The following is a 25305-nucleotide window of genomic DNA, read 5'->3' as shown; positions in this document are numbered from 1 at the left end:
CACAATAGTGGCATGCTGAAAACCACAATTGACCTTGCTGCCATCGCGCATAACGTGCGGCTGATTAAGGAGAAGATCGGCCCAGACGTCAAGCTGATGTGCGTGGTGAAGGCGGATGCTTACGGGCACGGCGTAGAAAGGGTCGTGCCCGTGATGCTGGAAGCGGGGGCGGATTCCATTGGCGTCGCCACGCTGACAGAAGCCGTGCAGTTGCGGCGCATGGGAGTGGACTCACCCATCGCGGCATGGATCTGGCAGACGGATCAGGTACTAGAAGAGGCTCTGGCATGTGGCATCCAGATTGCGGTCAATTCCCCGGCGCAGGCGCAGAAGCTGGTGGAGGCTGAGATTCCCGCCGAGGTCTATATTAAGGTCGAAACCGGAATGCACCGCTCCGGGGTGGATAAGGCGGACTGGGACGAGGTCTTTGCGCTGCTGCGGGATGCCCCGCACATCACGGTCCTGGGCCTCATGTCCCACTTTTCCTGCGCGGACGAGCCGGATAATGCGCATAATGACGCCCAGGAAGAAGAGTTTCGGCGCGCCCTGGATGCGGCGCGCGCGGCCGGTCTGAAGTGCCCGGTCAATCATTTGGCCAATTCGCCGGCCACGCTCTCGCGCCCATCGGCGCACTTTGAGCAGGTGCGGGTGGGTATCGCGTGCTACGGGCTCGAGCCCATCGCGGGGAGAGAGCATGGCCTGCGCCCGGCGATGACCTGGTCCGGAAATGTCTTTGGGCTCAAGCCGATCGATAAGAATGAGGCCACCAGCTACGGGCGTACCTGGAGCGCGGATAAGCCAGGTTTCCTGGCCACGGTGGATTGTGGCTATGCCGATGGGCTGCCGCGGGCGTACCAGGGCCACCTTCAGGTGGGCATCGGCGAGCGGCTCTATCCGCAGGTAGGCCGAGTGTGCATGGACCAAATAGTGGTGGATTTAGGAGATAACCCGCACGGCATTGCCCCCGGTGATGAGGCCGTCATCTTTGGTCGGGGCGGCATGTCTGCCACCGAGCTTGCTGATGCCGTGGGCACCATCAACTATGAAGTGGTGTGCCGGCCCACCGGCCGCACCGAACGCGAATATATAGGAGAGGCCGATGCGCAGTAATTTTCCGGAGTCTGGGACCCGCGATCTGGCAACGGTGGAGCAGACCCACGCCTGCGGCAAGGAATTGGGCGCCGCGCTCGAAGCCGGCGATGTCGTTATCCTGGATGGCCCATTGGGCGCGGGAAAAACCACCTTTACTCAGGGAATTGCGCAGGGCATGCAGGTCAAGGGGCGGATTACCTCGCCCACGTTCGTCATCGCCCGCGTGCATCGCTCACGGGTTGGGGGGCCGGACCTGGTGCACGTGGACGCGTATCGCCTCTTGGATGAGGGCGGGGCCAATTCCGGCGATCCCTTGGGGGAGCTGGATGCCTTGGACCTGGACACCGAGCTTGCCGATGCCGTCGTCGTCGCCGAATGGGGCGGCGGCCTAATCGAGCAGATCGCAGATAAGTACCTCTTTGTCAGCATCGACCGCGAACCGGCGGAGTTTGCCGGCGCCGATGAGGACGTGCGCCGTATTAGCTGGTCATGGCGCCACAATGATTAGGTAGATCTCATTAATTTTAAGGTATAAGTGATGGATATCTTAGGGCGTCAAGTTGCTTTAGGTATTTAAGGTGCGGGATCCTTGAAGGGTGTTAGATCTCCTAGCCTCTAGTCCTCTGCTCGCCCTTTTTGCCATCATGGCCATTGGTTTGGCCATCGGCAAAATCAAATTCTTTGGCATCTCTCTTGGCGCCGCGGCAGCGATGTTCGTGGCGCTCGGGCTTTCTACCGCCAATCCGGATATCCAGATTCCACCGCTGGTCTATCAATTCGGCTTGGCCATTTTTGTTTATGCCATTGGCCTTAATTTCGGGCCGTCGTTCGTTCGCGAATTTGCTACCCGTGGCTGGAAGCTGACCGTCTTTATGATCGGCATGTTGATCCTGTTGGTCGGCGTGGGTTTCGGGCTCATCCGCGTCTTCGGCCTCGAAACCGATGTGGCGGCCGGCATGTTTGCCGGTTCGCTGTCGTCCACACCAGGTATGGCGGCAGTGGTGGATATGCTGGGCGATTCCACCCCGGTCGTCGGCTATTCGCTGGCTTACCCGGGTGCGGTTATCGGCGCGATCCTAGTCGCCGCCATCGGCGCGAAAATCCTCAAGGTGGACCACGAGGAAGATGCCAAGAAAGAGGGGATGATTCCCGCTCCGCTGGTAGCCAAAGGCGTACGGCTGACCAAAGACTTCCCGGATACAGCCGGGCACCTGTACCGCGTCACCGGGCATACCGTGGTGGCTACCCGCGAGATCTCCGATATGGAACACCACCGGCTTGCGCACCCGGATATGCCCCTGCGCAAGGGCGAGGCATTCCTTATTAATGGCTCCGAAAAGGATGTCGCCGGTGCCATCGAGGTGCTCGGTGAGGAATACCCAGTCGAGCTCACCCCAGAGGCGGGCTTGCAGTATAAGCGCGTGACCGTGTCGAACCCGAAGGTCGCGGGCAAGCGCATCCGCGATATCGATGCGCTCGAGCATGGCTTCATCATCGCGCGCGTGCGCAAGGGCGATAGCGATGCGGTCCCGCACCCAGATATGGTGCTGAACTACTCCGACCGCGTGCGCGTGGTGTGTAGCTCGCACCACGTGCGCGAGGTGCGCAAGTACTTGGGCGATTCTGAATCGGCGCTCGGCAACGCTGACCTATTGTCCATGTCCATCGGTTTGACCTTGGGCATGCTGTTGGGCCTTATTCCCATCCCCATGCCGGGCGGATCGACCTTGCAGCTGGGCTTTGGTGGCGGTCCCGTCGTGGTCGGCCTCATCCTCGGTTACCTGAACCGCACCGGCCCCATCAATTGGCAGATGCCCTTCCATACCAGGGAAACCCTCTCGAACCTGGGACTGACGCTCTTCCTGGCGGGCGTGGGGACATCGGCAGGCGCATCGTTCCGCGATGCCCTGACGGATCCGTCCTCGCTGACCATCATCGGCGTTGGCTTTATCATTACCTTGGTATCGGCCATCCTCATCGGCGTCATCGGCATGCTGGTGCTGTGCTTGAAGTGGGACGAGGCCATGGGTTGTGCAGCCGGCATGACCACGAACCCAGCAGTATTTGCCTATATCCGGGGCCAAACCGGCACGGAGCTTGCCGGGCGCGGCTGGGCAACGGTGTATCCAACCACCATCATTGGCAAGATTATCGCCGCTCAGGTGCTGCTATTGTTATTGCTTTAGCCCCATATGTCCCGCGCTAATTATTCACCCACTGGGTAAGCCGCCTACACTGGCAGGCACTACCCAGTGGGTGAGTGCTTGTTGGCCGCCGAGTAGCCTCGGAAATAGAACTGACAATCACTTCACCATATGTACATATAGGACCCCCTTGACCCGAGGAGCGTTACTCACCCCATGACTAAATTTGCACGCAACCTGACCACGACCATTATCGCGCTATTTATCATTGTGATGATGGTGCTCGTTGCCGGGGCTACCCTGCGTGATGAGGATTCCCTGGAGGGCAACCTCACCAATACCTTGCAGCATGCCCCGCGGAACCTCGAGGTAATGTCGCTCATCCCGTCTGATGTCTACGGCGCCGACTACAGCGCCATCGGCTTCATCTGCCCAGGCATGGCGGAAGATAAAGTTAAGGAAGCAGCCCCCAACCCCGATGACATCACTTTTGAGGACGGTGTCGTTCCTGAGGGCAAGAGCTACGTCATGGCGCTGGGCCACAACGTTGACCCCTATGTAGAGGAATTGGATTCCTCCGAGGTTGAGGTCTGCGAGATGATCAACACCCAGGTTAAGGCCATGGAGCAGCAGGGCCACGGCCTCGACGGCGGAGTTCCACTGGTTCAGGGCTCCCAGCCGCTGGCCTTCCAGAGTGAAGACGGCGTGTGGAAGCTGGTCGGCTAATGCGCGTCCTGGCCATTGATACGGCGACGACCGCCCTGGTTACCGGGGTAGTCGACACCGAGTCTGGGCAGATAACACAGCGCGTGCTGGCCGATACGCGCGCGCACAATGAACGGCTCATGCCCACCATCCTCGCGGTGATGAGTGAGGCCGGGGTGGAGCTCGGCGCCCTCGACGCCATCGTTGCGGGCATGGGCCCTGGCCCCTTTACCGGCTTGCGCGTTGGTATGGCTACGGCGCAGGCGCTTGCCGATGCCCTCTCCATCCCCCTCCACGGCGTCTGCACCCACGATGCCATCGCGCACGCCGCGCTAGCGGGGGCCGATGCAGCCGATGAAAGGGACGCGGCGGACGCAGCGCTGGTTGCTACCGATGCCCGCCGAAAGGAAATTTATTGGGCTACCTACCGCGCGGGACAACGCGTCGCGGGCCCGGACGTTTCGAAGCCGGGGGAGCTTGACGTGCGAGACGTCGCGCAGGTGGTCATCCCGGAAAAGCTGGCTGAGCAGTTGCCAGAGGAACTTGCTGCGCTGCCACGTAGCGAAGCCGCACTCACCGCAGAGGGCCTGGTGGCCGTCGCGCAGCTCGACGCGGAGCCGGAGCCATTCGTGCCGCTGTACCTGCGCCGTCCCGATGCGGTTCCGCCCAAAAAGCAGCAGCTTTCCGCGGCCATTCCAGAGGTGCGCCTGTGAACCTGCGCGAGCTCACCCCCGCCGATGCCCCGCGCTGCGCTGAGCTGGAAAAGGTGCTTTTTCCTGGTGAAACCCCGTGGACAGAAGCGGTATTTGAGCAAGAAATGGCCCAGCCGTTCAACTTCTACCTCGGGGTGGAAGGCGCCCTAGATCCCGCATCGCCGGAGGACGGCGAGGAGCCGGTCTTATTGGGCTATGCCGGCATCGGCATGATGGGCCCAGCCGCGGACCCCGAGTTTGAAATCCACACCATTGGCGTTGATCCTAAGGCCCAGCGCCGCGGCATCGCGCGCATGATGATGGACAATATTTGCTACATCGCGGACTTAAAAAGCGCGCCCATCTTCTTAGAAGTGCGCGTGGGAAACGATCCCGCCATCGAGCTATACCGGCGCTATGGCTTTAGCATCGAGGGGATTCGCCGCAATTATTATCAGCCCTCCGGCGCGGATGCGCACGTCATGGTGCGCCCCAGCCAGTCGCCACAAACAAGCCAGCGCGAAGCAAAGGAGCAGTAATGAAGGTCATGGGCATCGAGTCCTCCTGCGATGAGACCGGGGTGGGCATTGTCGAGCTGGACCAAGACGGCCACATGGAGATCATCGCCAATGCCGTTGCTTCGTCAATGCAGCAGCACGCGCGCTTTGGCGGCGTCGTGCCCGAAATCGCCTCCCGCGCGCACCTAGAGGCCATGCCGCAGGTGATGCGGGCGGCGCTGGAGGAGGCGGGCATCGATAAGCCCGATGCCATTGCCGCCACCGTGGGCCCGGGCCTGGCCGGAGCCCTGCTCGTGGGTGCTTCCGCAGCCAAGGCTTATGCCGCCGCGTGGGGCGTGCCTTTTTATGGCGTCAACCACCTCGGCGGCCATGTGGCGGTGGCCAACCTTGAGGGCGAGAGCCTGCCGCACTCGGTCGCGCTGCTGGTTTCCGGCGGGCACACGCAGTTGCTCGAAGTCGAGGCCGTGGGAAAGCCCATGCGCGAGTTGGGCTCCACGCTTGACGATGCCGCCGGTGAGGCCTACGACAAAGTCTCCCGCCTCCTAGGGCTGGGGTACCCGGGCGGGCCGGTCATTGATAAGCTGGCTGCCCGCGGAAAACCCACCATCGACTTCCCACGTGGCATGTCGCGCGCCGAAGATCTGCGCGGCGAGCACCGGCATGATTTTTCCTTCTCGGGGCTCAAGACCTCCGTTGCGCGCTATGTGGAGCGCGCCGAAAAGGCCGGTGAGACCATCTCCGTGGAGGATGTATGCGCCTCGTTCCAAGAGGCCGTGGCCGATGTGCTGACCGCGAAGGCCATTCGCGCCTGCGAGGATACCGGGGCGAAGGTGCTGCTGCTCGGTGGTGGCGTTGTGGCCAATTCCCGGCTGCGGGAGCTAGCCGCCGAGCGCTGCAACGCCGCGGGTGTCGAGCTGCGCGTGCCGCGGTTTAACCTGTGCACCGATAACGGCGTGATGATTGCAGCACTTGGCGCCCAGCTCATTCATGAGGGGGCTGCGCCGTCGAGCCTGGGTATCGGTACCGATACGCAATTGGATGTGGAACAGCCACAATTAACCTAAAGTTCTTCTTCCTCGCACTGCAGGGTGGGGGAGGGAGCGGTAACCTTTAACGCGTTCATGCCCTCTCGGCTTTAAAGGAGCTTTCTCTCATGACCGTTGGTTTCCTCGTCAACCCCGATCTCACTCGCCGAAAAATCGAGTTCGAATTAGAACACGCCAACCAGTTTTTGGGCGGCACCACCGAGGGTCGCGTCTCCGTCGTCTTTCAAGATGACGGGACGACCTACGCCGCGCTGTATAAACCAGAAGCTAAGCAGGAAGGCGCCGAGCCCAACCCGGTTGCTTCCCTGGCGCGCAATGCCGCCGACACGGGAAACTCCGCCTTTTTACAAGATCCCATCCGCGCTATCAGCGGCCCAGTTATCTTCGTGGATGCAGAGGGCGAAGAGGACTCCATCGACGAGGTCATCGCTTCCGTCGAGCACGGCATCCGTGCGGTGAAAAACTACCGCGAGGATTTCCCGGACGAGTACACGCTCTGGCGCGCTGCGGTCATCAACTCCACAAAGAGCGCATAAGCACCCTTTTTAACGCTCGGTGTGGCGCAGCCACATCAGCACGGCCTTAACGCGGCGATTGGCGTCTTCGGGACGAAACCCGAGCTTGAGAAAAACATTGGACACGTGCTTGCTCACCGCGCCCGCGGTTAATACCAGCGCGTCTTCAATTTCTTGATTGCTCAAGCCCTGCGCCATGAGCCCTAAAACCTCGCGTTCGCGGGCGGTTAATTGGCTCAGCCCCGTGCGCCGCGCGGATAGCAAGGCGGTGACCACTTCTGGGTCGACGACGGTGCCACCACCCGCCACTTCCTCAAGGGTGTGCACGAATTCGTCCACATCGGATACGCGCTCCTTGAGCAGGTAGCCGAATCCGCCGTGCTCTAAGAGCCGGTCCAAGTAGCTCGCCGCCACGTATTGGCTGAGCACCACCACCGGTTGCGACGGGTCCGCCGCACGCACATCGTGCACGGCACGCAAGCCATCATCGCTCATGGTAGGCGGCATGCGGACATCGCTAATGATCAGATCGAAGTCATCGCTGCCCGCGCAGGCGCGCAATTCCTCGGCATCGTTGACAGCGGTCACGCTATGGCCCAGTGCCGTCAAAAGCTGTTCTAGCCCGGCGCGCAAGAGGGCAGAATCCTCTGCCAATAAGAGTTTCATCGGGCCTCCTTTAGCGGTAGTGACATGGTGAAGGTTGCTCCTTGTCCCTTTGTACGGGCAGGGGAGAAGTCGACGGTGCCGCCAAGTGCCGCGGCCCGCTCGCGCAGCCCGGCCAGCCCTGTGCCCGCGGTTGCCCCGGTGGTCTTTGCGCTAGTCGCTTTGCCACCTGTGTCGGCGCTGGTACCAACGCCGGCACGGGAATGCGCGGGGCCGGACGCGCTAGGGCCTCCTCCTGCGGAGAGGCCGCCGACGCCATTATCGCGGACGCTCACGCGGAGATCGTCGCCAAAAGATATGGACACGGTGGCGGCGGTGGCCGCGCCGTGGGTGGACGCGTTGGTTAGTGCTTCTGCTACCGCGTGGTAGGCCAGTAGCGCCGTCGTTTCCCCAATGGAGCGTTCTGCGCCTTCAACGTGCAATTCCGCGTCGAGCCCGCTGTGGGCCAAGAGTTCATCGAGGGCGGGGATGAGGCCGTCATCGAAAAGCACCTGTGGTGCAATGCCGCGCACGGTAGCGCGCAGGGCGGATAGGGCATGGGTGGCGTTATGTTCGGCATCGGCAAGCGCCTGCTGAGCCTCGGGCGGAGACTGGAGTTTGGCCGCTGCCAGGTTGAGCTTGAGCGCGGTCAGGTACTGCTGCGGACCATCGTGGAGCTCGCGCTCGATGCGGCGGCGCTCGCCCGAAAAGGCATCAATAAGCGTGGCGCGCGAGGCCGCCAACTCCTGGGCAGAGGGGCTCAGCGCGAGCCGGGTTAAAGAAATAGAGGCCTTGACCAGCAGGCGGTTGAGCACCACCAGCAAAGCGAGGAGCACTGCGGCCGCGAGCCAGCACACGACAAAAATCAATGGGCGATTATCGGTGGTCCACTCGCCGACGTTGAACTCGGCCTGCGGAATAAACGGTGCGATAACTAATACGCCCGCGACAAAACCGACAAAGACCCAGTTGGTAAAGCAGGCCACGCAAATAAGAAGCTGCAGTAAAAGGTGATAAAACTGCTGCCAATCAAACCAACGATTGGCCCGCCGCGCGGGAATATCAACGCCCATCCACCTCGCACCAAAGCGGCCGATAAACTCCGCGGCGCGGGCTACCAGCGGAATCCACGGCAGCATGAGTACGGAGACCACCAGTCCCGGAAGCGCGAGCACTCCGAGGGCGAGGCTCCACCCATTGGCCTTGACAGTTCGCATATCCGTTCAGCCTAGCCCCCGCGCCGGGGTGGTGGCAGTAGAGCTAGCCCCACCATTTTTCGGGCAGCCTTCCCCATCGCGCGTGCGGGGCACGGCCGGTGGAATGGAGGGCATGTTGAAAGCACAGAATCTGAGCAAGCGCTACGGCAGCCATACCGCACTCGCCGAGGTGGACCTAAGCATCGAGCCGGGGGAATTTGTCGCGATTATGGGGCCATCCGGCAGCGGCAAGACAACGCTGTTGAACCTGCTATCCGGGCTGGATAAGCCCAGCTCCGGTACGGTCAACGCTCCGGGGCGCAAGGAGCGCGCCTTCGTCTTCCAGGACTATAATCTGCTGGAATCGCTGAATGCGCAGCGCAATGCCACGTTGACCGCGCACTTTTCTGGTCGGCGTTGCAGCCGCGACGAGGTGCAGAAAACCTTCGCGTCTTTGGGGCTTGACGGGCTGGAGCGCCGCCTGCCCGGGCAGCTTTCCGGCGGTCAGCAGCAGCGCGTCGCGGTAGCGCGCGCCGTGCTGTCCGGTGCGCCGTATATCTTTGCCGATGAGCCTACGGGCGCGCTTGACGATGCCACCGCCGAACTCGTCCTCACCCATCTGCGTACCGCCGCACGAGACGGGGCAGCGGTGGTCATGGTGACCCATTCGCACCTTGCCGCAGAAAACGCCGATCGCATCATTGAGCTCCAGGAGGCCAATCATGCTGGTGTGGCTTAAGGATTTACAAAACAATTGGCTATCCTGGCTTGCCGTCGCACTGACCATGGTGGTCTCATCGGCCGCGTGCGCGCTGGCGGTATCGATGCTGGTGGCCACCTCGGACGCGGACGATGATCCCACGGGGCCTCTCGGCGGCACCGTGCTGGGCATGGCGGTCTGCACAGTTGTGTTGATCACGCTGTCGCAGATGCGGCTGAGTATTGAAGAACGCGAACCCGTGTACCGCTCGTGGCGCATGATTGGTATGCCTGGGTGGATGATCAATAGCTTCATCGTGGGGCAGGTGATTGCCGTGAGCGCTATCGCTGCGCTGATAGGGACCTTCGCTGCACCCCTGTTTGTTGACCCCATGGCCGCGGCCTTTCGCAGTGACGGGATCCCCATGCCGGAGTTGGCCATTACCCCGCTAGTCATCCGCATCGCTGTATCCATTTGCGTGGCATCGGCGGTCTGCGGTGCCCTAGTACCACTGCGCCGGGTCTTGCGCCCGCGGGTGGAACCGCGCCGCGTGTGGGTGATGCTGCGCTGCCTTGTGGCTGCCGGTTTGGTGGGCGGTGCTGTGTACGGCTGCCTGCAGATAGAGGACCCGGCCGATAGCATCGCCGCTTCCATGGGGCTGGTCATCCTGGTGGCATTCATGACGCCATGGCTCATGCCCGCCGTGGACCAATGGACGCGACTATGCGGCATCGCCGGGGCCAATGTGCGGGTGCGCCGCCGCTTTTCCGTGCCCCATATCGTCCCGTGGGTGCTGTTTGGTGGCTTGATTGTCGCGGTCGGCTCGGGGATAAGGATGTTCAAAAGTAGTATGGGCGACTTAGACACCTTGTCGTCGGGGCAGGTCTTCGCGGCGTTTCTCGGCCCAGTCGTGGCCCCAAGCATCGTTGGTGCGGTGTTGACTTCACTCATTATGCGCTCGCGCATCGCCAGCGATGTTCGCGGACTGCGGTTGGCCGGTGCCTCACCAGCAGCGTGGGTGCGGGTGCAGGTGGGCGAGGCATTTTGCCTGACTGTTACTGCTGCGGCCCTAGTCATCGCCTTGAGCGTGGCGGTGGTCTCGGTGCTCAACGAGCTGTTGTATCCCGACTCTTATTCTGGGATGAGCGCGCTGCGGGAGAGCCTTGCCGGAGTGTGGTGGGCGCCGTTCGGCGCGATTTTTGGTGCAATGTTCCTTGCGCTGTGTGCGGTCAAGCTCATTCTCGCGGGATTCCTGCGCTCAACCGCCCAGATCCGCATAAACTGATGGATGAATCGCCGATATTCTGATGGGTAGAACGCGCTCAAACTGATGGGTGAAACTCTGATATTCTGATGGGTGAAACGCACTCAAACTGATGGATGGGTTTAAAATGACTGGTCAAGAAGGCTATGTTTATCTTTCGCGAGTAGAGGATTCGCGGCTTCATGGAGCCCTGCAGCGATCCGGTGGAGTGTTGATAGAAGGCCCAAAGGGCTGTGGGAAATCCGCGACCGCTCGGCAAATTGCGGGCAGTCTTGTCCAGGTGGATACGGATTTAAACCTCGACATGCAGCTCAGCATCGTCCCGGATTTGGCGTTGGAGGGGGATACGCCGCGAGTTTTTGATGAGTGGCAAGAAAAACCGCAGTTGTGGAACTTGGTGCGGCATGAAATTGACCGCCGGCAAGCGCCTGGGCAGTTCATTCTTACTGGGTCGACTGCGCCAATGGAGGAACAATCCAGGCACTCGGGTGCGGGGCGTATCGCCAGGCTGCGGATGAAGACCTTCAGTTTTTATGAGTCGGGGCATTCTAATGGCGCAGTATCATTAGCCGAATTGGTAGCTCAGGAACCCCCGCAGTCGAATGGGGAAACGGTCGTGAATGTTGCAGGGATTATCGAGCGCATCGCGCACGGAGGCTGGCCCGCAAACCGGAATTATTCCGTTGAGGCGGCGCAGGAGAATCTGCGCAGTTATATCGATACTGTGGCCCACGTGGATATTAAAGCCGCCGATGGTGTGCGAAGGGACCCGGTAAAAGTAACGACACTTATTCGTTCGCTTGCCCGTGGGGTAGCCACAGAACAGCCCATTTCTTCTACTGCTACCGATATTGGTGCGCAAAGGGCTACGGTCAGCGAGTACCTTGCTGCGTTGCAGCGCATCTTCATCGTGGAAGAACAATTGGCATGGTCCTCCCATCTTCGCTCGCGGGCTAGCCTTCGAACGGCACCGAAGAGGCATCTGGCGGATCCGGCGTTGGCCGCTGCTGCCGTGGACGCGTCCCCAGACAAGTTGCTGCGCAACCTTGCCTTTGCCGGGCAGCTTTTTGAATCCCAAGTAGTCCATGACTTAGCGGTGTTAAGTGGAAAGCGCATTTTTCATGCCCGTGACGCATCTGGGCTGGAAGTAGATGCGGTATTTGAGCTGGCAGGAAGGACCGTTTTCGTAGAAATTAAATTGGGGCAAAGCCAAGAGATCATTGAGAAGGCGGCAAGCAATTTGCAGGCCTTTGCAGAACGCTTTGATTGGGAGGTCCCGCCCGTCTTGATGATCGTGACGGGAGGAAACCTGAGCTTTCGGCATCCGAGCGGAGTACACGTGGTGTCCCTGACGCACTTGGCACCGTAGCGCGGCTCGGCAACGGGGGTCGCGTCGTTGTTGAGGGTTAGCAGTCACGAGGGTAGAGTGCTAATCAGGTTGTTTGACCCACAGTTGTTCACCCGCGACGACGGCTGTGCTGGACATCCACAACCGGCACGCGCGCGCCATTAAGGTGCGCAAACGAACAATACGGAGGAAACATCATGGCAACTATTAAGCCGCTTGAGGACCGCGTCCTCGTACAGATCGTAGAAGCAGAATCCACCACCGCATCCGGCCTGGTTATCCCGGATTCGGCAAAGGAAAAGCCGCAGGAAGCAACCGTTATCGCCGTCGGCCCGGGCCGCTGGGAAGACGACGATGACCGCATCCCTATGGACGTTAAGGAAGGCGACACCGTTGTCTTCTCCCGCTACGGCGGCACCGAGCTGAAGTACGACGGTGAAGAGTACTTGCTGCTGAGCCAGCGCGACATCCTCGCCATCATCGAGAAGTAGGAACTACTTATGGCAAAGCTTATTGCATTCGACCAAGAAGCCCGCGAGGGAATTCAGCGCGGCGTCGATACGCTGGCTGATGCCGTCAAGGTCACCCTCGGCCCGCGCGGCCGCAACGTCGTATTGTCCAAGGCCTTCGGTGGCCCGACCGTTACCAATGACGGCGTGACTATCGCCCGCGATATCGACGTCGAGGAGCCCTTCGAGAACCTCGGCGCGCAGCTGGTGAAGTCCGTTGCGGTCAAGACCAACGACATCGCCGGCGACGGCACCACCACCGCGACCTTGCTGGCCCAGGCGCTCATCTTTGAGGGCCTGCGCAACGTTGCCGCCGGCGCTAACCCGATTGAGCTCAACCGCGGCATCTCCGCAGCGGCGGAAAAGGCCGTCGAGGAGCTCAAGGCACGCGCCACCCCAGTCAACTCCGCCTCCGAAATCGCGCAGGTAGCCACCGTGTCCTCCCGCGATCCGGAGGTCGGCGAGATGGTTGCCGGCGCCATGGAAAAGGTGGGCAAGGACGGCGTCGTCACCGTCGAGGAGTCCCAGACCATGGACTCCACCGTGGATGTCACCGAAGGTATTTCCTTTGACAAGGGCTACCTTTCCCCGTACTTCGCTACGGAGGAAGAGACCAACCACGCCGTGCTTGACGATGCCGCCATTTTGCTCGTCCGTAACAAGATTTCTTCCCTGCCGGATTTCTTGCCGCTGCTGGAAAAGATCGCGGAAACCAACCGCCCGACCCTCATCATCGCGGAAGACGTCGAGGGCGAGCCGCTGCAGGCGCTCGTGGTTAACTCCATCCGCAAGGTCCTGAAGGTTGCTGCCGTAAAGGCACCGTACTTTGGCGAGCGCCGCAAGGGCTTCATGGATGACTTGGCCGTAGTTACCGGCGCCACCGTGGTGGACCCTGAGGTGGGCGTCAACCTGAACGAGGTCGGCCTCGAGGTGCTGGGTTCCGCGCGCCGCGTGACCATCACCAAGGAAGACACCGTGCTTGTCGATGGCGGCGGCAGCGCCGCAGCCCTCGATGAACGCCGTGAACAGATCCGCGGCGAAATCGCCCGCACCGATTCCACGTGGGATAAGGAAAAGCTCGAGGAGCGCTTGGCTAAGCTCTCCGGCGGCGTCGCCGTTATCCGCGTCGGTGCCGCAACCGAGACCGAGGTCAACGAGCGTAAGCTGCGCGTCGAGGACGCCATCAACGCCGCCCGCGCGGCCGTAGAAGAAGGCGTCATCGCCGGCGGCGGTTCCGTGCTGGTACAGATCTCCAAGGAACTCGAGTCCTTTGCCCAGGACTTCGAGGGCGAGGCAAAGGTCGGCGTGCTCGCCGTTGCCCGTGCTCTGACCCGCCCGGCATTCTGGATCGCAGAAAACGCAGGCCTCGATGGTTCTGTCATCGTCTCCCGCGTATCTGAGATGGCCAACGGTGAAGGCTTTAACGCCAACTCCCTGGAGTACGGCAACCTCATCGATAACGGCATCATCGATCCCGTGAAGGTCACCCACTCCGCAGTGGTCAATGCCACCTCCGTTGCCCGCATGGTTCTTACCACCGAGGCATCCGTCGTGGAAAAGCCGCAGGAAGAAGACAACGCTGAGGCCGGTCACGGCCATCACCACCACTAATTCCTGCGCTATAGCCCAGAGCCCGCCGCACCTTCTCCCGCCAAGTCAGGGGAGGGCACGGCGGGGCTTTTGGTTTAGACTTGAAGCTCGTGGAGAGCATTATTATTACCGGCGCGCGGGAAAATAACCTGCGCGATGTTTCGGTGGACATCCCCAAGCGCAAGCTGACCATTTTTACCGGCGTTTCCGGTTCCGGTAAATCTTCGCTCGTTTTCGATACCGTTGCGGCGGAATCGCAGCGCTTGGTCAATGAAACCTATCCCGGCTTCGTCCAAGGCTTTATGCCGTCGCTGGCCCGCCCGGATGTGGATAGCTTGGCTCACCTCACCGCCGCCATCGTGGTGGGGCAGGAGCCCATGGCGGCCTCGTCGCGTTCTACCTTTGGCACCGCCACCGATATCACCGGCCTTGTGCGCGTGCTGTTCTCGCGCGCCGCGTCCCCGCGCGTCGGCGGCCCCGCGGCCTATTCTTTCAACGTTCCCTCCGCCTCTGGCCAGGGTGCGATCGAGGTCAACGGCACCAAGGAGGTTCGCCGCTTCGAACGCACCGGCGGCATGTGCCCCAAGTGTGAGGGCACGGGGCAGGTATCCGATATCGATTTATCCTGCTTGGTTGATGAGGAGCTTTCGCTTGCCGATGGCGCCATTATCTATCCCGGCATGAAGCCCGGCTCCTGGATGTGGCGCGCTTACGCCGAATCCGGCCTGTACCCCGATGACGTCCCGGTGCGCGAGTTCAGTAAAGAGCAAAAGCACAACCTGTATTTCACCGAGACCAAGACCAAGGTCGGCGGCGTCAACATGAGCTATATGGGCCTTGCCACGCGCTTGCGCACCAACGTATTGAGCAAGCCGGTCGAAAGCCTGCAAAAGCACATGCGCGCCTTCGTCGAGCAGGCCGTAGTCTTCGTGGATTGCCCTGAGTGCGCCGGCACCCGGCTGGCGCCCCATGCCCGCGAGTCCTATATCGCCGGGGCGTCTATCGCCGATGTCTGCGAGATGGAGCTGACAGACCTTTACGGCTGGCTTACCCAGCTCGATCTTCCTTCCGCCCAGCCGCTGGTAGATGCTATTTCTGCCGCCGTCGACACCGCCATCGAGCTGGGCCTAGGCTATCTCACCTTATCGCGCGCCACCGGGACCCTGTCCGGCGGTGAAGCCCAGCGCACCCGCATGGTGCGCCACATGGGCTCGCCGCTCAGCGATGTCACCTATGTCTTCGACGAGCCCACCGCCGGCCTGCATCCGCACGATTGCGAGCGCATCAATAACCTGCTGCTGCGGCTGCGCGATAAGGGAAATACCATCCTCGTGGTCGAGCACAACCCGTCCACCATCGCCATCGCGGATCGCGTTGTCGATCTCGGGCCCGGTGCGGGCGCCGAAGGCGGCACCATCGTCTTCGAGGGAACCCCTGCACAGCTGCGGCGCAGCGGCACCATAACCGCGCAGTACCTCGCGGATCCCGCCACGCTGAAAGAATCGGTGCGCGAATCCACCAAGGCGCTTGCCATCCGCGGCGCGCAGCGCAATAACCTCCAAGGAATCGATGTCGATATTCCGGAGGGAGTGCTCACCGTCATCGCCGGGGTGGCCGGCTCCGGCAAGTCCTCGCTGGCCGCGTGCCTGCCAGAGGTAGCAGGAGACAGGCTCTTGCACATCGGGCAAAGTGTCATTAAGGGATCGCGCCGGTCCAACGCAGCGACCTATACCGGTGCGCTTGACCCCATCCGCAAGGCCTTTGCCAAGGCCAATGGAGTAAAATCCGGCCTCTTCTCCGCCAATTCCGAAGGCGCGTGCCCGAAGTGTAATGGCGCGGACGTGGTGTATGTGGAACTCGGCGTCATGGACGGCGTGGATGTTCCCTGCGAAATCTGCCAGGGTCGGCGTTTTTCCGCCGACGTGCTGGAGTACCGCTTGGGCGAGCTTAATATTGCCGATGTCCTCGAACTGTCTGCCTCCCGCGCCGCCGACTATTTGCGCAGCGTCAAAGTGCCCGCCGCCGCCAAGATTTGTGACACGCTCGTTGCTGCCGGCGTGGGGTATTTAAGCCTTGGCCAGCCACTATCGACGCTGTCCGGCGGCGAGCGCCAGCGCCTTAAATTGGCCGCGCACCTTGCCGATAAAAAGTCCACCGCAGACGTCATCGTGCTAGACGAGCCAACCACGGGCCTGCACCCCGCCGATACCGAGCGCACCCTGCAGTTGCTGGATCAGCTTGCCGATGCCGGCAATACCGTCATCTGCATCGACCACAACCTCGCCGTGCTCGCGCACGCGGATCACGTCATCGAGCTCGGGCCAGGTGCCGGTTCTGCCGGTGGCCGCCTTGTCTTCAGCGGCACGCCCAAGGACTTAGCGGGCTCAAAGGAGTCCCTCACGGGGCGTTATTTGCAGCAGGCGCTTGCTACGCAGGGCTAATCCGGAACCCCGCACTCCCGCCCGCCGCGAGCGCGGTGTGTGGGTTTTACGCGCTAACTTAAATTTTGGATTAGGCGTTGACCGTCGCGCGGCGGCGCTTGCGCAGCACCACGACGCGCTCGGATTCGCTCATGCCGCCCCATACGCCATATGGTTCTGCCGATCGCAGGGCGTGTTCGCGGCAGAGCTCGATAACTGGGCAGGAATTGCAAATGGCCTTGGCACGATTTTCGCGCTGGGCGCGGGCGCGGCCACGCTCTCCGTCTGGATGGTAAAACACGTCCGAGTTTTCACCGCGGCACGCACCTTGCAACTGCCAATCCCATACATCTGCAGTAGGTCCGAGAGGAGACTTGGACTGAGACACGTTACTTACGCTCCTTTAACAGGACGAGAATTCTTACTCTGGCGGCTGGTGGAGAGTCATCCGCGAACCGCAACGATTTGTAGTGTGTCGCGTCTCGGTAAACAGAGGGTTACTAGTATTTGACTTCCAAGTATTGCCTCCATTTATGTGACTCGTTAACACCCTTTTACCTGCAATAATGGCTAAGGTTAACGAATTATGAATTTTCCTCTTTCTATGATGCAGATGGCATAAAGCCTGGTGTAGAGCCAAGAAAACCGCCGACACAGGCTCAATTGCGGTGCTTTTCCTACTGGGGCATCGCCAAGCAAAAGCGTTGCCCGGTTGTCGGGTTGCAAGCTTGCTGATGTGTAGCGTCGTTGTCCCTTTGCGCTCAATACCCCAGAGGAAATATGGTTGAATATCGATTTAAAAGTCTGCAGAGGGTGCACTCGTGAGCGATAAGGATAAAGAGCTAGCGGATCTCGTTCCGCTGGCCGCTGGTGGAAGCCGCCGCGCACTGCAATCTATCCTGCAAATTATTCATCCGCAGGTGCTGCGCTATTGTCGTGCGCGCATCGGTGGCGGGCGCCAGCCCACCGCGGAGGACGTGACCCAAGAAATCTGCCTCGCCGTCGCCACATCTATCGAATCCTATGAAGATAAGGGCCGACCCTTCATGGCCTATGTCTACGGCATCGCTTTTAATAAGGTCACCGATGCCCACCGCGCCATGGGCCGCGATCGCTCCACGCCCGCCGAGGAGCTTCCAGAAAGCACCGCAAACGAGGCGACTCCCGAGGAATGGGCGCTAGAAAATGATGGTAGTAACAGAATGCGCGCCTTGCTCGATACCTTAAGTGACAAGGCAAAAAACATCGTTATTTTGCGCGTGTTCGTTGGGCTTTCGGCAGAAGAAACCGCCGATATCGTGGGGTCCACCCCGGGTGCGGTTCGCGTCGCACAGCACCGAGCTCTCGCACAATTGCGAAAGGCCCTTGGGCAACAATTAGCCACCGAGGGCTAAAGCCACAACCCCCGCTCTAGAGACACGCGTAAACCTTAAGAAAGGAAGGAGGGACAGAAACCATCATGGCCTCCAAGCATTCTAAAAAGAATAACGATGACCTGACGGAGCAGCTCCAGCCCTTGGTGGATGATGATGCATTCCTCACCGAGCTGTCGCAGGGCAAAGATCCCTCCAACGGCAGCGATGAGCTCGCCGGGCTGCTGTTGGGGCTGAAGGGGGACATCGATAAGCAGATGCCGCCAGCCCCGCGCGTGGACGGGGCAGAGGAAGAATCGGAAGTCATCAGCCTCGATAAGGCGCGGTCTCGCCGACGTAATCGCCCCGTGATGCATGGACTTATCGGCGCGGCCGCCGCCACAGTCATCCTCGCCGGTGCGGGCGGGGTCATGGTTAATTCTGGCGTATTTGATAGGCCGGATGAGACCCGCAATGTGGAGTTGGCCGGCACCTTAGATGAGATGGAATCCCGCGCGGCAGAGGGAGATTTCGAAGGTGCGCGCGAGCTTATGAAAGAAGCCCGTTCCAAGCTCGAAGAGGCTGAAGACAAAGAAGAAAATGCCATCGCCGCCAAGGAGGAAGCCGAAAAGAAGCGTCCTGCCCGCCCGAAGACGAAAACCGTGACGGAAACCGCCACCGAGACCGCGCCGGGCCAAAAGCCGCAGGACAAGCCTGAACCAGCGCCACAAACCGTTACGAAAACGCAGTACGAGACCTCAACCGTGGTGGTAACGGAGCAGGCGCCAGCGAATCCGCAGCCGGAGACGCGCGAGCCCGAAGAAGCACCCACCACAACCATTCAGTTGGGGGCGGGCGCCGAGTAGCGAGGGCAGTGCTACAACCCTAGCGACCCTCGAGGCCGTCCAAGTAGCCCAGCGCGTAGTCCCACGGCACGTAGCGGCGCGGGTCGGGTTCTGCTCCAGGCTCGTGCACTGGGGCGAGCTCGCCTGCCAGCGTGGCGCGCATATTGGCGGCCATAATATCCCACTCGTAGAAGTGGTTTTCCTGGCAGTCTTCACACAGGAAGAAGATGCCATCGATCCCGCGCGGGCCGAGCACACTTGCGAATTTCTCTACCAGGGCGAGATCGTGGATGAGGGCGACGCGGTCTTCATCGGAAAGCGGCATGACCTGCTCGTCCTCCTCCAGGAAGGAGGCAGGGTCGTTCGGATCGTCTGCAAAAGGATCGCGGGGCATATTGGCGAAGAAGTTCACGCCTGCGAGCCTATTGAACTTGCCCGCTTAAGGCAATTAACCCCTAGCCTGAATGGTGTCATTGGCCGGGCACGCACTACAGTTGGGGTAGCCGCTGAACCTGTTTAAGGAGATACCTCGATGAGCGATTACCCTATTCACACTGGTGGAGATGACCCGAACAAGGTAGCCCTGCGCGGCTTGACCTTTGATGACGTGCTTCTTTTGCCCGCCGAGTCCAATATCGTGCCCTCCGAGGTCGATACCGGCGCGCAATTTACCCGCAATATTCGCCTGGGCGTGCCGCTGGCATCCGCGGCGATGGATACCGTGACCGAGGCCCGCATGGCCATCGCCATGGCGCGCCAGGGCGGCATTGGCGTGCTGCACCGCAACCTGTCTGCGGAAGCGCAGGCCGAGCAGGTAGAAATCGTCAAGCGCTCCGAGTCCGGCATGGTCACGGACCCGGTCACCGCCCGCCCCGAGATGACTATTGGCGAGGTCGACGCCCTGTGCGCCCGCTTCCGCATTTCCGGCCTGCCGGTCGTGGATGGGGATGGCACCTTGCTGGGCATTTGCACCAACCGCGATATGCGTTTTGAGCCGGACTTTGACCGCAAGGTCAGCGATGTCATGACCCCGATGCCGCTCGTCGTCGCGCGCGAGGGCGTGTCCAAGGAAGAGGCCTTGGAGCTGCTGTCAGCCAATAAGGTAGAAAAGCTGCCGATTGTTGATGCCGATAACAAGCTCATTGGCCTTATCACCGTCAAGGACTTCGTAAAATCCGAGCAGTACCCCAACGCCTCCAAGGATGCTGCCGGCCGCCTGCTGGTTGCCGCAGGCATTGGTACCGGTGAGGATTCCTATCAGCGCGCCGCTGCGCTTGTCGATGCCGGCGTGGACGCCCTCGTCGTCGACTCCGCCCACGCCCACAATAACCGCGTGCTCGAGATGGTTTCCCGCGTAAAGAAGGACTTCGGCGACAAGGTCGATGTCATTGGCGGTAACCTCGCCACCCGTGAGGCAGCCCAGGCGATGATCGACGCCGGCGCGGATGCCATCAAGGTCGGCATCGGCCCGGGCTCCATCTGCACCACCCGCGTCGTCGCCGGCGTTGGTGCGCCGCAGATCACCGCGCTGATGGAAGCCGCAGCCGTCGCCGCTCCCGCGGGCGTGCCGGTCATCGGCGATGGCGGCATGCAGTACTCCGGTGACATCGCCAAGGCGCTGGCCGCCGGTGCCGATACCGTCATGCTGGGCTCTATGTTCGCCGGCACCACCGAGGCGCCCGGTGACATCGTGGTGTACCAGGGCAAGCAGTACAAGCGCTACCGCGGCATGGGCTCCATGGGCGCCATGCAGGGTCGCGGGCTTTCCGGCGAAAAGCGCTCCTACTCCAAGGACCGCTACTTCCAGGCCGACGTACGCAGCGAGGACAAGCTGGTGCCAGAAGGCGTGGAGGGGCGCGTGCCCTTCCGCGGCGAGATCGATGCCATCGTGCACCAAATCATCGGCGGCCTGCGCGCGGCCATGGGCTACACCGGCTCGGCCACCCTAGATGAGCTCAAGACCAAGCGATTTGTCCAGATCACCGCCGCGGGCCTGAAGGAATCCCACCCGCACCACCTGCAGCAAATCGCCGAAGCCCCGAACTACCGCTAGGACAAACATGCGTGAATACGCCGAAATCGGCATCGGCCGCGAGGCCCGCCGCACCTTTGATTTAGACCAGGTCTCCATCGTTCCCCAGCGCCGCACGCGCTCGTCCAAGGACGTGGATACCACCTGGAATATCGATGCCTATACCTTCGATACCCCCTTCGTTTCGCACCCCACCGATGCGCTCGCCACGCCCGAGTTCGTCATCGAGATGGGCAAGCAGGGCGGGCTCGGCGTCATCAACGCCGAAGGGTTGTGGGGCCGCCACGAGGACCTTGAGGGTGCCTTGGCGCGCATCTATTCCCAGCCGGGCGATAATTCCACCATTCAGGAATTGCACGCCGCCCCGCTTGACGATGCCCTCCTTGCCTCCCGCATTGCCCAAGTGCGCGAGTCCGGTGTGACCGTCGCCGTGCGCGTTTCGCCCCAAAACGCCCGCGAGATGGCGCCCAAGGCTATCGCCGCTGGGGCCGAGTTACTGTTCATCCAGGGCACGCTGGTGTCCGCGGAGCACGTCGCCACCGGCGGCGAGCCTCTTAACCTGAAGGAATTTATCGGCTCGCTCGAAGTGCCCGTCATCGCCGGTGGCGTGGCCGACTACACCACGGCGCTGCACCTGATGCGCACCGGGGCGGCCGGCGTCATCGTGGGCGCGGGCGTGACGACCAACGCGGAAACCGTCGGCATCGATACCGCTATGGCCACCGCCATTGCCGATGCCGCCGCCGCCCGCCGCGACTACCTCGACGAGACCGAAGGCCGCTACGTGCACATCATTGCGGATGCGGAATTCGACAACTCCGGGACCATCGCCAAGGCCTTTGCCTGCGGTGCCGATAGCGTCGCGCTCGGCCCCCTTCTTGCCCAGGCCCGAGAGGCAGGCGGTAGGGGATGGTACTGGCCGGCTACCGCAGGCCATCCGCGGTTCCCGCGCGGATACGCGCAGTTCGCCGGCGTCGATACCGACCTCGATGTGGATTTTCTTGCCGCAGGCGACGCCGCACCCGCGGCTGCGCCGAGCCTGGAAACCGTGCTGCACGGCCCATCCAGCGAACCATTCGGCCGCACCAACCTCGTGGGTGCGCTGCGGCGTGCCCTCGCAAAGTGTGGGTACACCGACCTGAAGTCGTTCCAGAAGGTCGAGCTCGCGGTTCGCTATTAAGTAGCGCGCTGCGTGCGGCGCGCCTCGCATCGTGCGGGCCCGCGCCGCGCTGGCGCTCCCCCGAATTGCTGCGCCCCTCGCAGCTTACTCCCGCGCCCCCTTGCATGGCCCGAGTCACTTGTGCAGCCAGCGCCCCACGGTGCGAAAGCCGCCGCAATGCCCCACATGGGCAAGCGCTTCCTGGGCCGCGGGGCCTATGGGTTAGACTATGGGGCGTGACTAAGCCAAATACTACCCCGCGCCCAGTCCTCGTCGTGGACTTTGGCGCTCAGTACGCGCAGCTCATTGCCCGCCGCGTGCGCGAGGCCAAAATCTACTCCGAGGTTGTTTCCAACTCCGCCTCCATCGAGGAAATCAAAGCCAAGGACCCCGCCGCGCTCATTTTGTCCGGCGGCCCGTCGTCCGTCTATGCCGACGGCGCCCCAGCGCTCAAACCTGAGCTGCTAGAGCTTGGCGTTCCGGTCTTCGGCATTTGCTACGGCTTCCAGGCCATGAACCACATCCTCGGCGGTACCGTATCGTCTACCGGTGAGCGTGAATATGGCCGCACCGATATCGACGTCAAGGGCGGCATCCTGCACGAGGGCCTCGAGCCCACGCACAAGGTATGGATGTCCCACGGCGACGCCGTCTCCGCCGCCCCCGAGGGCTTCGACGTAACCGCAACCTCCGCCGGCGCCCCAGTCGCCGCGATGGAGTGCCCGGCCAAGCAGATGGCCGGCGTGCAGTACCACCCCGAGGTGTTGCACTCGCCACACGGCCAAGAAGTGCTCACCCGCTTCCTCACGGAGATCGCCGGTCTGGAGCAGAACTGGACCGCCGATAATATCGCCGAGCAGCTCATCGCGGATATCCGCGCCCAAGTAGGCGAGGAAGGCCGCGCTATTTGTGGCCTGTCTGGCGGCGTGGACTCTGCCGTGGCTGCGGCCTTGGTGCAGCGCGCCATCGGTGATCGCCTGACCTGTGTCTTCGTCGACCACGGCCTGCTGCGCGCGGGCGAGCGCGAGCAGGTTGAAACTGACTTCGTGGCCTCGACCGGCGCCAAGCTGGTTACCGCCGACGAGCGTTCGGCCTTCCTCAAGAAGCTGGCGGGCGTTAGCGACCCAGAGGAAAAGCGCAAGGCCATCGGCGCGGAGTTCATCCGCTCCTTCGAGCGCGCCGTGGCCGGCGTGCTTGCCGATGCCCCCGCCGGCTCCACCGTCGACTACCTCGTCCAAGGCACCTTGTACCCGGACGTCGTCGAATCCGGCGGCGGCGACGGCACCGCCAATATTAAGTCGCACCACAACGTCGGCGGCCTGCCGGATGACGTCGAGTTCGAGCTCGTGGAGCCGCTGCGCCTGCTCTTTAAGGACGAGGTGCGCGCGGTGGGCCGCGAGTTGGGCCTGCCGGAAGAGATCGTCGGCCGCCAGCCCTTCCCAGGACCAGGCCTGGGCATCCGCATCATTGGTGAGGTCACCGAGGATCGCCTCGAGACCCTGCGCCAGGCGGATCTGATTGCCCGCACCGAGCTGACCAACGCCGGCTTAGACGAGCAGATTTGGCAGTGCCCGGTCGTGCTGCTTGCCGATGTCCGCTCCGTCGGTGTCCAAGGCGATGGCCGCACCTACGGCCACCCCATTGTGCTGCGCCCGGTATCTTCCGAGGACGCCATGACCGCGGACTGGACCCGCTTGCCCTATGACGTGCTAGAGAAGATCTCCACCCGCATCACCAACGAGGTTAAAGACGTCAACCGCGTGGTCTTGGATTGCACCTCCAAGCCACCGGGAACCATCGAGTGGGAGTAAACCCACAAAACGGCATGCGTAGAAGGCGCTCAGTACTTGAGCGCCTTCTACGCATACCTGCGGCTAGTTGCGGGGTGTCACCGGTGGCCGCCAGACGATGCGACCGCCCACCCTTTCTAGCCGCCCGCGCCGGGGCGGGGCATTGGGATCGTCGTCGTTGATGCCGTTGTGGTAAGCACAGCACACGACGAGGTTGTTCATATTGGTCTCCCCACCGCGGCTCCAGGCGGTGAGGTGGTGGATCTGGGATAAATCGGCCGGCTGATTGCATCCGGGCCAGGCGCAGCGCGGATTTTCCGCGGCCGCCATCATCCTCTGCTTATCGGTGGCCACGCGCGCCGTGCGGTAGAGGTTGACCGGCCCTTCTACCGGATGCACGAGGGTGACATAGCCCGTTTCGCCGCTGCCGCCACCGTTGCCGCTGGGGCCGGGGGCGGAATAGCCGGCATCGTTAAGCACGCGGCGCAGGTACTCGGTACCGGACATGGTCGCACCATTGGTGAGATCGAGCTGCACGTCGTCGCCGTGGCCGTCGCGGATGCGAATGAATTTCTCCAGCGGCACGATGGCGTTGGTGACCACTGTGGAGCGCGCGGCGCTACCGGCGCCGAAGAAGATATCTTCCACCGCCTGCAGCGGCTTTTTATCGGCGGCGGTAATCGCGCCCTGCAGATCCGCAATGAAGCGGGAGGTACCAGTAATGGCGAGCGTCCAGTAGTCATTGGGGCGCCGGTAGGTGCGCACGCCGGGGCTGACCGTGGACTTTTTCATCTCGCGCACCCGGCGCCGGGCGTGTTTGATAATGGCGCTCATCTCCGCGGACATCGCACAGCATTCCGCGCGCAGCTCCCACGCCTGCTTTTTGCTGGGCGCGCGGTTGACCACGCGCTCGATGCCGGCGAGGAGGGCAATGGGGTGGGCGTTGGTGCGGGCATCGGCAATGGCGCGGCGCTGCATCCGGCTAAAGGCGGTGCGGCCGTAGTAGCTGTCGCACAAAAGGAGCAGGTCGGCGGCGATTGTATCGGGCGCGCCGCGCTCCATGAGCTCAGACCCAGAGAGACCGCGGCACGCGGCGATGATATCCATGCCGGGCGCGAGGGCGGTGAGGTAGGTCTCGAGTGCGTTCATGCCGCCTACGCTAGGGCGGTGTTAGCCCGCGCTCAATCGCTAGGGCAACCGCAAGTGCGCAAGCTGTGGATAACCCGGATCCGCAGCGCGAAAACCAGGGGAATTCCTGTGGATAAGTCCCCGCAGTGTCGCATGGATTAGACAAAGGCCAGCCGGCGCGTGCCATCCACGTGGGGGAAGGCGATAAAACTTATACCTGAGACCGCAACCCACACCAGCGCCGAGCCCCACGCGGGCAGGCCCAGGATGGGCGCGAGCATGATGAGAAGCCATAGAATCATCAGCGGTACTAGCTGCGCGATGGTGGGGATGAGGTCGGCATCGTGCCGGTCGGCATAGGAGCGCATCTCGCGGCGGTAGGGGTGGGCAAAGACCAAGACGAATGCCGCCACGAGGCAGACCGCGGCCCCAGATAGGGTGGCGAAGAAATGGGTGCGGGTGGTCAGCAGCGCGACGGTGGCACCGAGCAGGATGGAGGATCCGAGGCGCACCCACGGCGGGGTGGGGATGGGGGTTGGATTCTCGCGCATAGCACCGTAGGCCTCGTTCAGGTTCATGCGCTTAAGACTACCATTCGAACATACAGTTGCATGTGTC

The 25305-nt window shown here is 62.0% G+C and carries 25 protein-coding genes; 19 read left to right on the top strand and 6 right to left on the bottom strand.

Going from position 1 to position 25305, the window contains the following annotated elements; genetic code table 11:
• Positions 1-12 precede the first annotated feature (12 nt).
• The 8 genes from alr (at position 13) to ABRP84_RS01240 (ending at position 6733) form a co-directional block, all read left to right on the top strand.
• On the top strand, positions 13-1110 hold the full coding sequence (alr, locus tag ABRP84_RS01275; RefSeq protein WP_349852250.1) for an alanine racemase: 1098 nt from the start codon (positions 13-15) through the stop codon (positions 1108-1110).
• On the top strand, positions 1100-1600 hold the full coding sequence (gene tsaE, locus ABRP84_RS01270) for a tRNA (adenosine(37)-N6)-threonylcarbamoyltransferase complex ATPase subunit type 1 TsaE (protein ID WP_349852248.1): 501 nt from the start codon (positions 1100-1102) through the stop codon (positions 1598-1600). The genes alr and tsaE overlap by 11 nt, the downstream gene beginning before the upstream one ends.
• 88 nt (positions 1601-1688) lie before the next feature.
• Positions 1689-3278 (top strand): aspartate:alanine exchanger family transporter, encoded by a 1590-nt coding sequence (locus tag ABRP84_RS01265; RefSeq protein ID WP_284869772.1) that lies wholly within the window; start codon positions 1689-1691, stop codon positions 3276-3278.
• 174 nt (positions 3279-3452) lie between these two features.
• Positions 3453-3962, top strand: a complete 510-nt coding sequence (locus tag ABRP84_RS01260; protein ID WP_023025258.1) for a hypothetical protein — start codon at positions 3453-3455, stop codon at positions 3960-3962.
• Positions 3962-4654 carry a tRNA (adenosine(37)-N6)-threonylcarbamoyltransferase complex dimerization subunit type 1 TsaB gene (gene tsaB, locus ABRP84_RS01255; protein WP_349852245.1) on the top strand — a complete coding sequence of 231 codons (693 nt, stop codon included), beginning with the start codon at positions 3962-3964 and terminating at the stop codon, positions 4652-4654. Before ABRP84_RS01260 ends, tsaB begins: the two co-directional genes overlap by 1 nt.
• Complete coding sequence (rimI, locus tag ABRP84_RS01250) at positions 4651-5172, top strand: ribosomal protein S18-alanine N-acetyltransferase (RefSeq protein WP_349852243.1); 522 nt, start codon at positions 4651-4653, stop codon at positions 5170-5172. The genes tsaB and rimI overlap by 4 nt, the downstream gene beginning before the upstream one ends.
• Positions 5172-6215 carry a tRNA (adenosine(37)-N6)-threonylcarbamoyltransferase complex transferase subunit TsaD gene (gene tsaD, locus ABRP84_RS01245; RefSeq protein ID WP_023025263.1) on the top strand — a complete coding sequence of 348 codons (1044 nt, stop codon included), beginning with the start codon at positions 5172-5174 and terminating at the stop codon, positions 6213-6215. The genes rimI and tsaD overlap by 1 nt, the downstream gene beginning before the upstream one ends.
• A gap of 89 nt (positions 6216-6304) precedes the next feature.
• Complete coding sequence (locus ABRP84_RS01240) at positions 6305-6733, top strand: hypothetical protein (RefSeq protein ID WP_349852240.1); 429 nt, start codon at positions 6305-6307, stop codon at positions 6731-6733.
• A 9-nt stretch (positions 6734-6742) separates the two neighbouring features.
• On the opposite strand, the gene ABRP84_RS01235 is transcribed toward ABRP84_RS01240, so the two are convergent.
• Entirely contained in the window at positions 6743-7378 is a 636-nt protein-coding gene (locus tag ABRP84_RS01235; protein WP_284852068.1) for a response regulator, read from the bottom strand.
• Positions 7375-8571, bottom strand: coding sequence for a sensor histidine kinase (locus ABRP84_RS01230; protein WP_349852238.1), 1197 nt, complete (start codon positions 8569-8571; stop codon positions 7375-7377). Before ABRP84_RS01230 ends, ABRP84_RS01235 begins: the two co-directional genes overlap by 4 nt.
• 112 nt (positions 8572-8683) lie before the next feature.
• Between ABRP84_RS01230 and ABRP84_RS01225 the strand changes: the two genes are divergently transcribed.
• The 6 genes from ABRP84_RS01225 to ABRP84_RS01200 all read left to right on the top strand — a co-directional run bounded on the left by ABRP84_RS01225 (position 8684) and on the right by ABRP84_RS01200 (position 16402).
• Positions 8684-9289 carry an ABC transporter ATP-binding protein gene (locus ABRP84_RS01225; protein ID WP_349852236.1) on the top strand — a complete coding sequence of 202 codons (606 nt, stop codon included), beginning with the start codon at positions 8684-8686 and terminating at the stop codon, positions 9287-9289.
• Positions 9273-10535 carry an FtsX-like permease family protein gene (locus ABRP84_RS01220; protein WP_349852234.1) on the top strand — a complete coding sequence of 421 codons (1263 nt, stop codon included), beginning with the start codon at positions 9273-9275 and terminating at the stop codon, positions 10533-10535. The genes ABRP84_RS01225 and ABRP84_RS01220 overlap by 17 nt, the downstream gene beginning before the upstream one ends.
• A gap of 91 nt (positions 10536-10626) precedes the next feature.
• Complete coding sequence (locus ABRP84_RS01215; RefSeq protein WP_349852232.1) at positions 10627-11883, top strand: ATP-binding protein; 1257 nt, start codon at positions 10627-10629, stop codon at positions 11881-11883.
• A 176-nt stretch (positions 11884-12059) separates the two neighbouring features.
• Complete coding sequence (gene groES / locus ABRP84_RS01210) at positions 12060-12353, top strand: co-chaperone GroES (RefSeq protein ID WP_005277188.1); 294 nt, start codon at positions 12060-12062, stop codon at positions 12351-12353.
• Between the two features lie 9 nt (positions 12354-12362).
• Positions 12363-13982: a chaperonin GroEL gene (groL, locus tag ABRP84_RS01205; RefSeq protein ID WP_349852230.1), complete on the top strand. Its 1620-nt coding sequence runs from the start codon at positions 12363-12365 to the stop codon at positions 13980-13982.
• A gap of 89 nt (positions 13983-14071) precedes the next feature.
• On the top strand, positions 14072-16402 hold the full coding sequence (locus ABRP84_RS01200) for an AAA family ATPase (RefSeq protein WP_349852228.1): 2331 nt from the start codon (positions 14072-14074) through the stop codon (positions 16400-16402).
• Between the two features lie 70 nt (positions 16403-16472).
• Here the strand turns inward: ABRP84_RS01200 and ABRP84_RS01195 are convergent, their stop codons facing one another.
• Complete coding sequence (locus ABRP84_RS01195; protein WP_349852226.1) at positions 16473-16769, bottom strand: WhiB family transcriptional regulator; 297 nt, start codon at positions 16767-16769, stop codon at positions 16473-16475.
• Positions 16770-17202: 433 nt separating this feature from the next.
• Between ABRP84_RS01195 and ABRP84_RS01190 the strand changes: the two genes are divergently transcribed.
• Together ABRP84_RS01190 and ABRP84_RS01185 are read left to right on the top strand one after the other, a co-directional pair.
• The gene (locus ABRP84_RS01190; protein ID WP_239269037.1) at positions 17203-17775 is read left to right on the top strand and encodes a sigma-70 family RNA polymerase sigma factor; all 573 of its coding nucleotides are present in this window, start codon (positions 17203-17205) and stop codon (positions 17773-17775) included.
• A 65-nt stretch (positions 17776-17840) separates the two neighbouring features.
• Positions 17841-18599, top strand: a complete 759-nt coding sequence (locus tag ABRP84_RS01185; protein WP_349852224.1) for a hypothetical protein — start codon at positions 17841-17843, stop codon at positions 18597-18599.
• Between the two features lie 19 nt (positions 18600-18618).
• Here the strand turns inward: ABRP84_RS01185 and ABRP84_RS01180 are convergent, their stop codons facing one another.
• On the bottom strand, positions 18619-18990 hold the full coding sequence (locus ABRP84_RS01180; protein ID WP_349852222.1) for a DUF5319 domain-containing protein: 372 nt from the start codon (positions 18988-18990) through the stop codon (positions 18619-18621).
• A gap of 120 nt (positions 18991-19110) precedes the next feature.
• Between ABRP84_RS01180 and guaB the strand changes: the two genes are divergently transcribed.
• The 3 genes from guaB (at position 19111) to guaA (ending at position 23580) form a co-directional block, all read left to right on the top strand.
• Positions 19111-20631, top strand: a complete 1521-nt coding sequence (gene guaB / locus ABRP84_RS01175; protein WP_023025288.1) for an IMP dehydrogenase — start codon at positions 19111-19113, stop codon at positions 20629-20631.
• 7 nt (positions 20632-20638) lie between these two features.
• On the top strand, positions 20639-21790 hold the full coding sequence (locus ABRP84_RS01170; RefSeq protein ID WP_023025290.1) for a GuaB3 family IMP dehydrogenase-related protein: 1152 nt from the start codon (positions 20639-20641) through the stop codon (positions 21788-21790).
• Positions 21791-22005: 215 nt separating this feature from the next.
• Positions 22006-23580: a glutamine-hydrolyzing GMP synthase gene (gene guaA / locus ABRP84_RS01165; RefSeq protein ID WP_023025292.1), complete on the top strand. Its 1575-nt coding sequence runs from the start codon at positions 22006-22008 to the stop codon at positions 23578-23580.
• 63 nt (positions 23581-23643) lie between these two features.
• Here guaA and ABRP84_RS01160 read toward each other — a convergent pair whose 3' ends face one another.
• Positions 23644-24708, bottom strand: a complete 1065-nt coding sequence (locus ABRP84_RS01160; RefSeq protein ID WP_349852219.1) for an HNH endonuclease signature motif containing protein — start codon at positions 24706-24708, stop codon at positions 23644-23646.
• Between the two features lie 137 nt (positions 24709-24845).
• On the bottom strand, positions 24846-25265 hold the full coding sequence (locus tag ABRP84_RS01155) for a hypothetical protein (protein ID WP_023016789.1): 420 nt from the start codon (positions 25263-25265) through the stop codon (positions 24846-24848).
• Positions 25266-25305: the final 40 nt, after the last annotated feature.

It is taken from the genome of Corynebacterium sp. KPL2861, assembly GCF_040225475.1.
GTDB lineage: Bacteria > Actinomycetota > Actinomycetes > Mycobacteriales > Mycobacteriaceae > Corynebacterium.
Note: the sequence above shows the minus strand (reverse complement) of the source record. Positions and strands in the feature narration are given on the sequence as shown.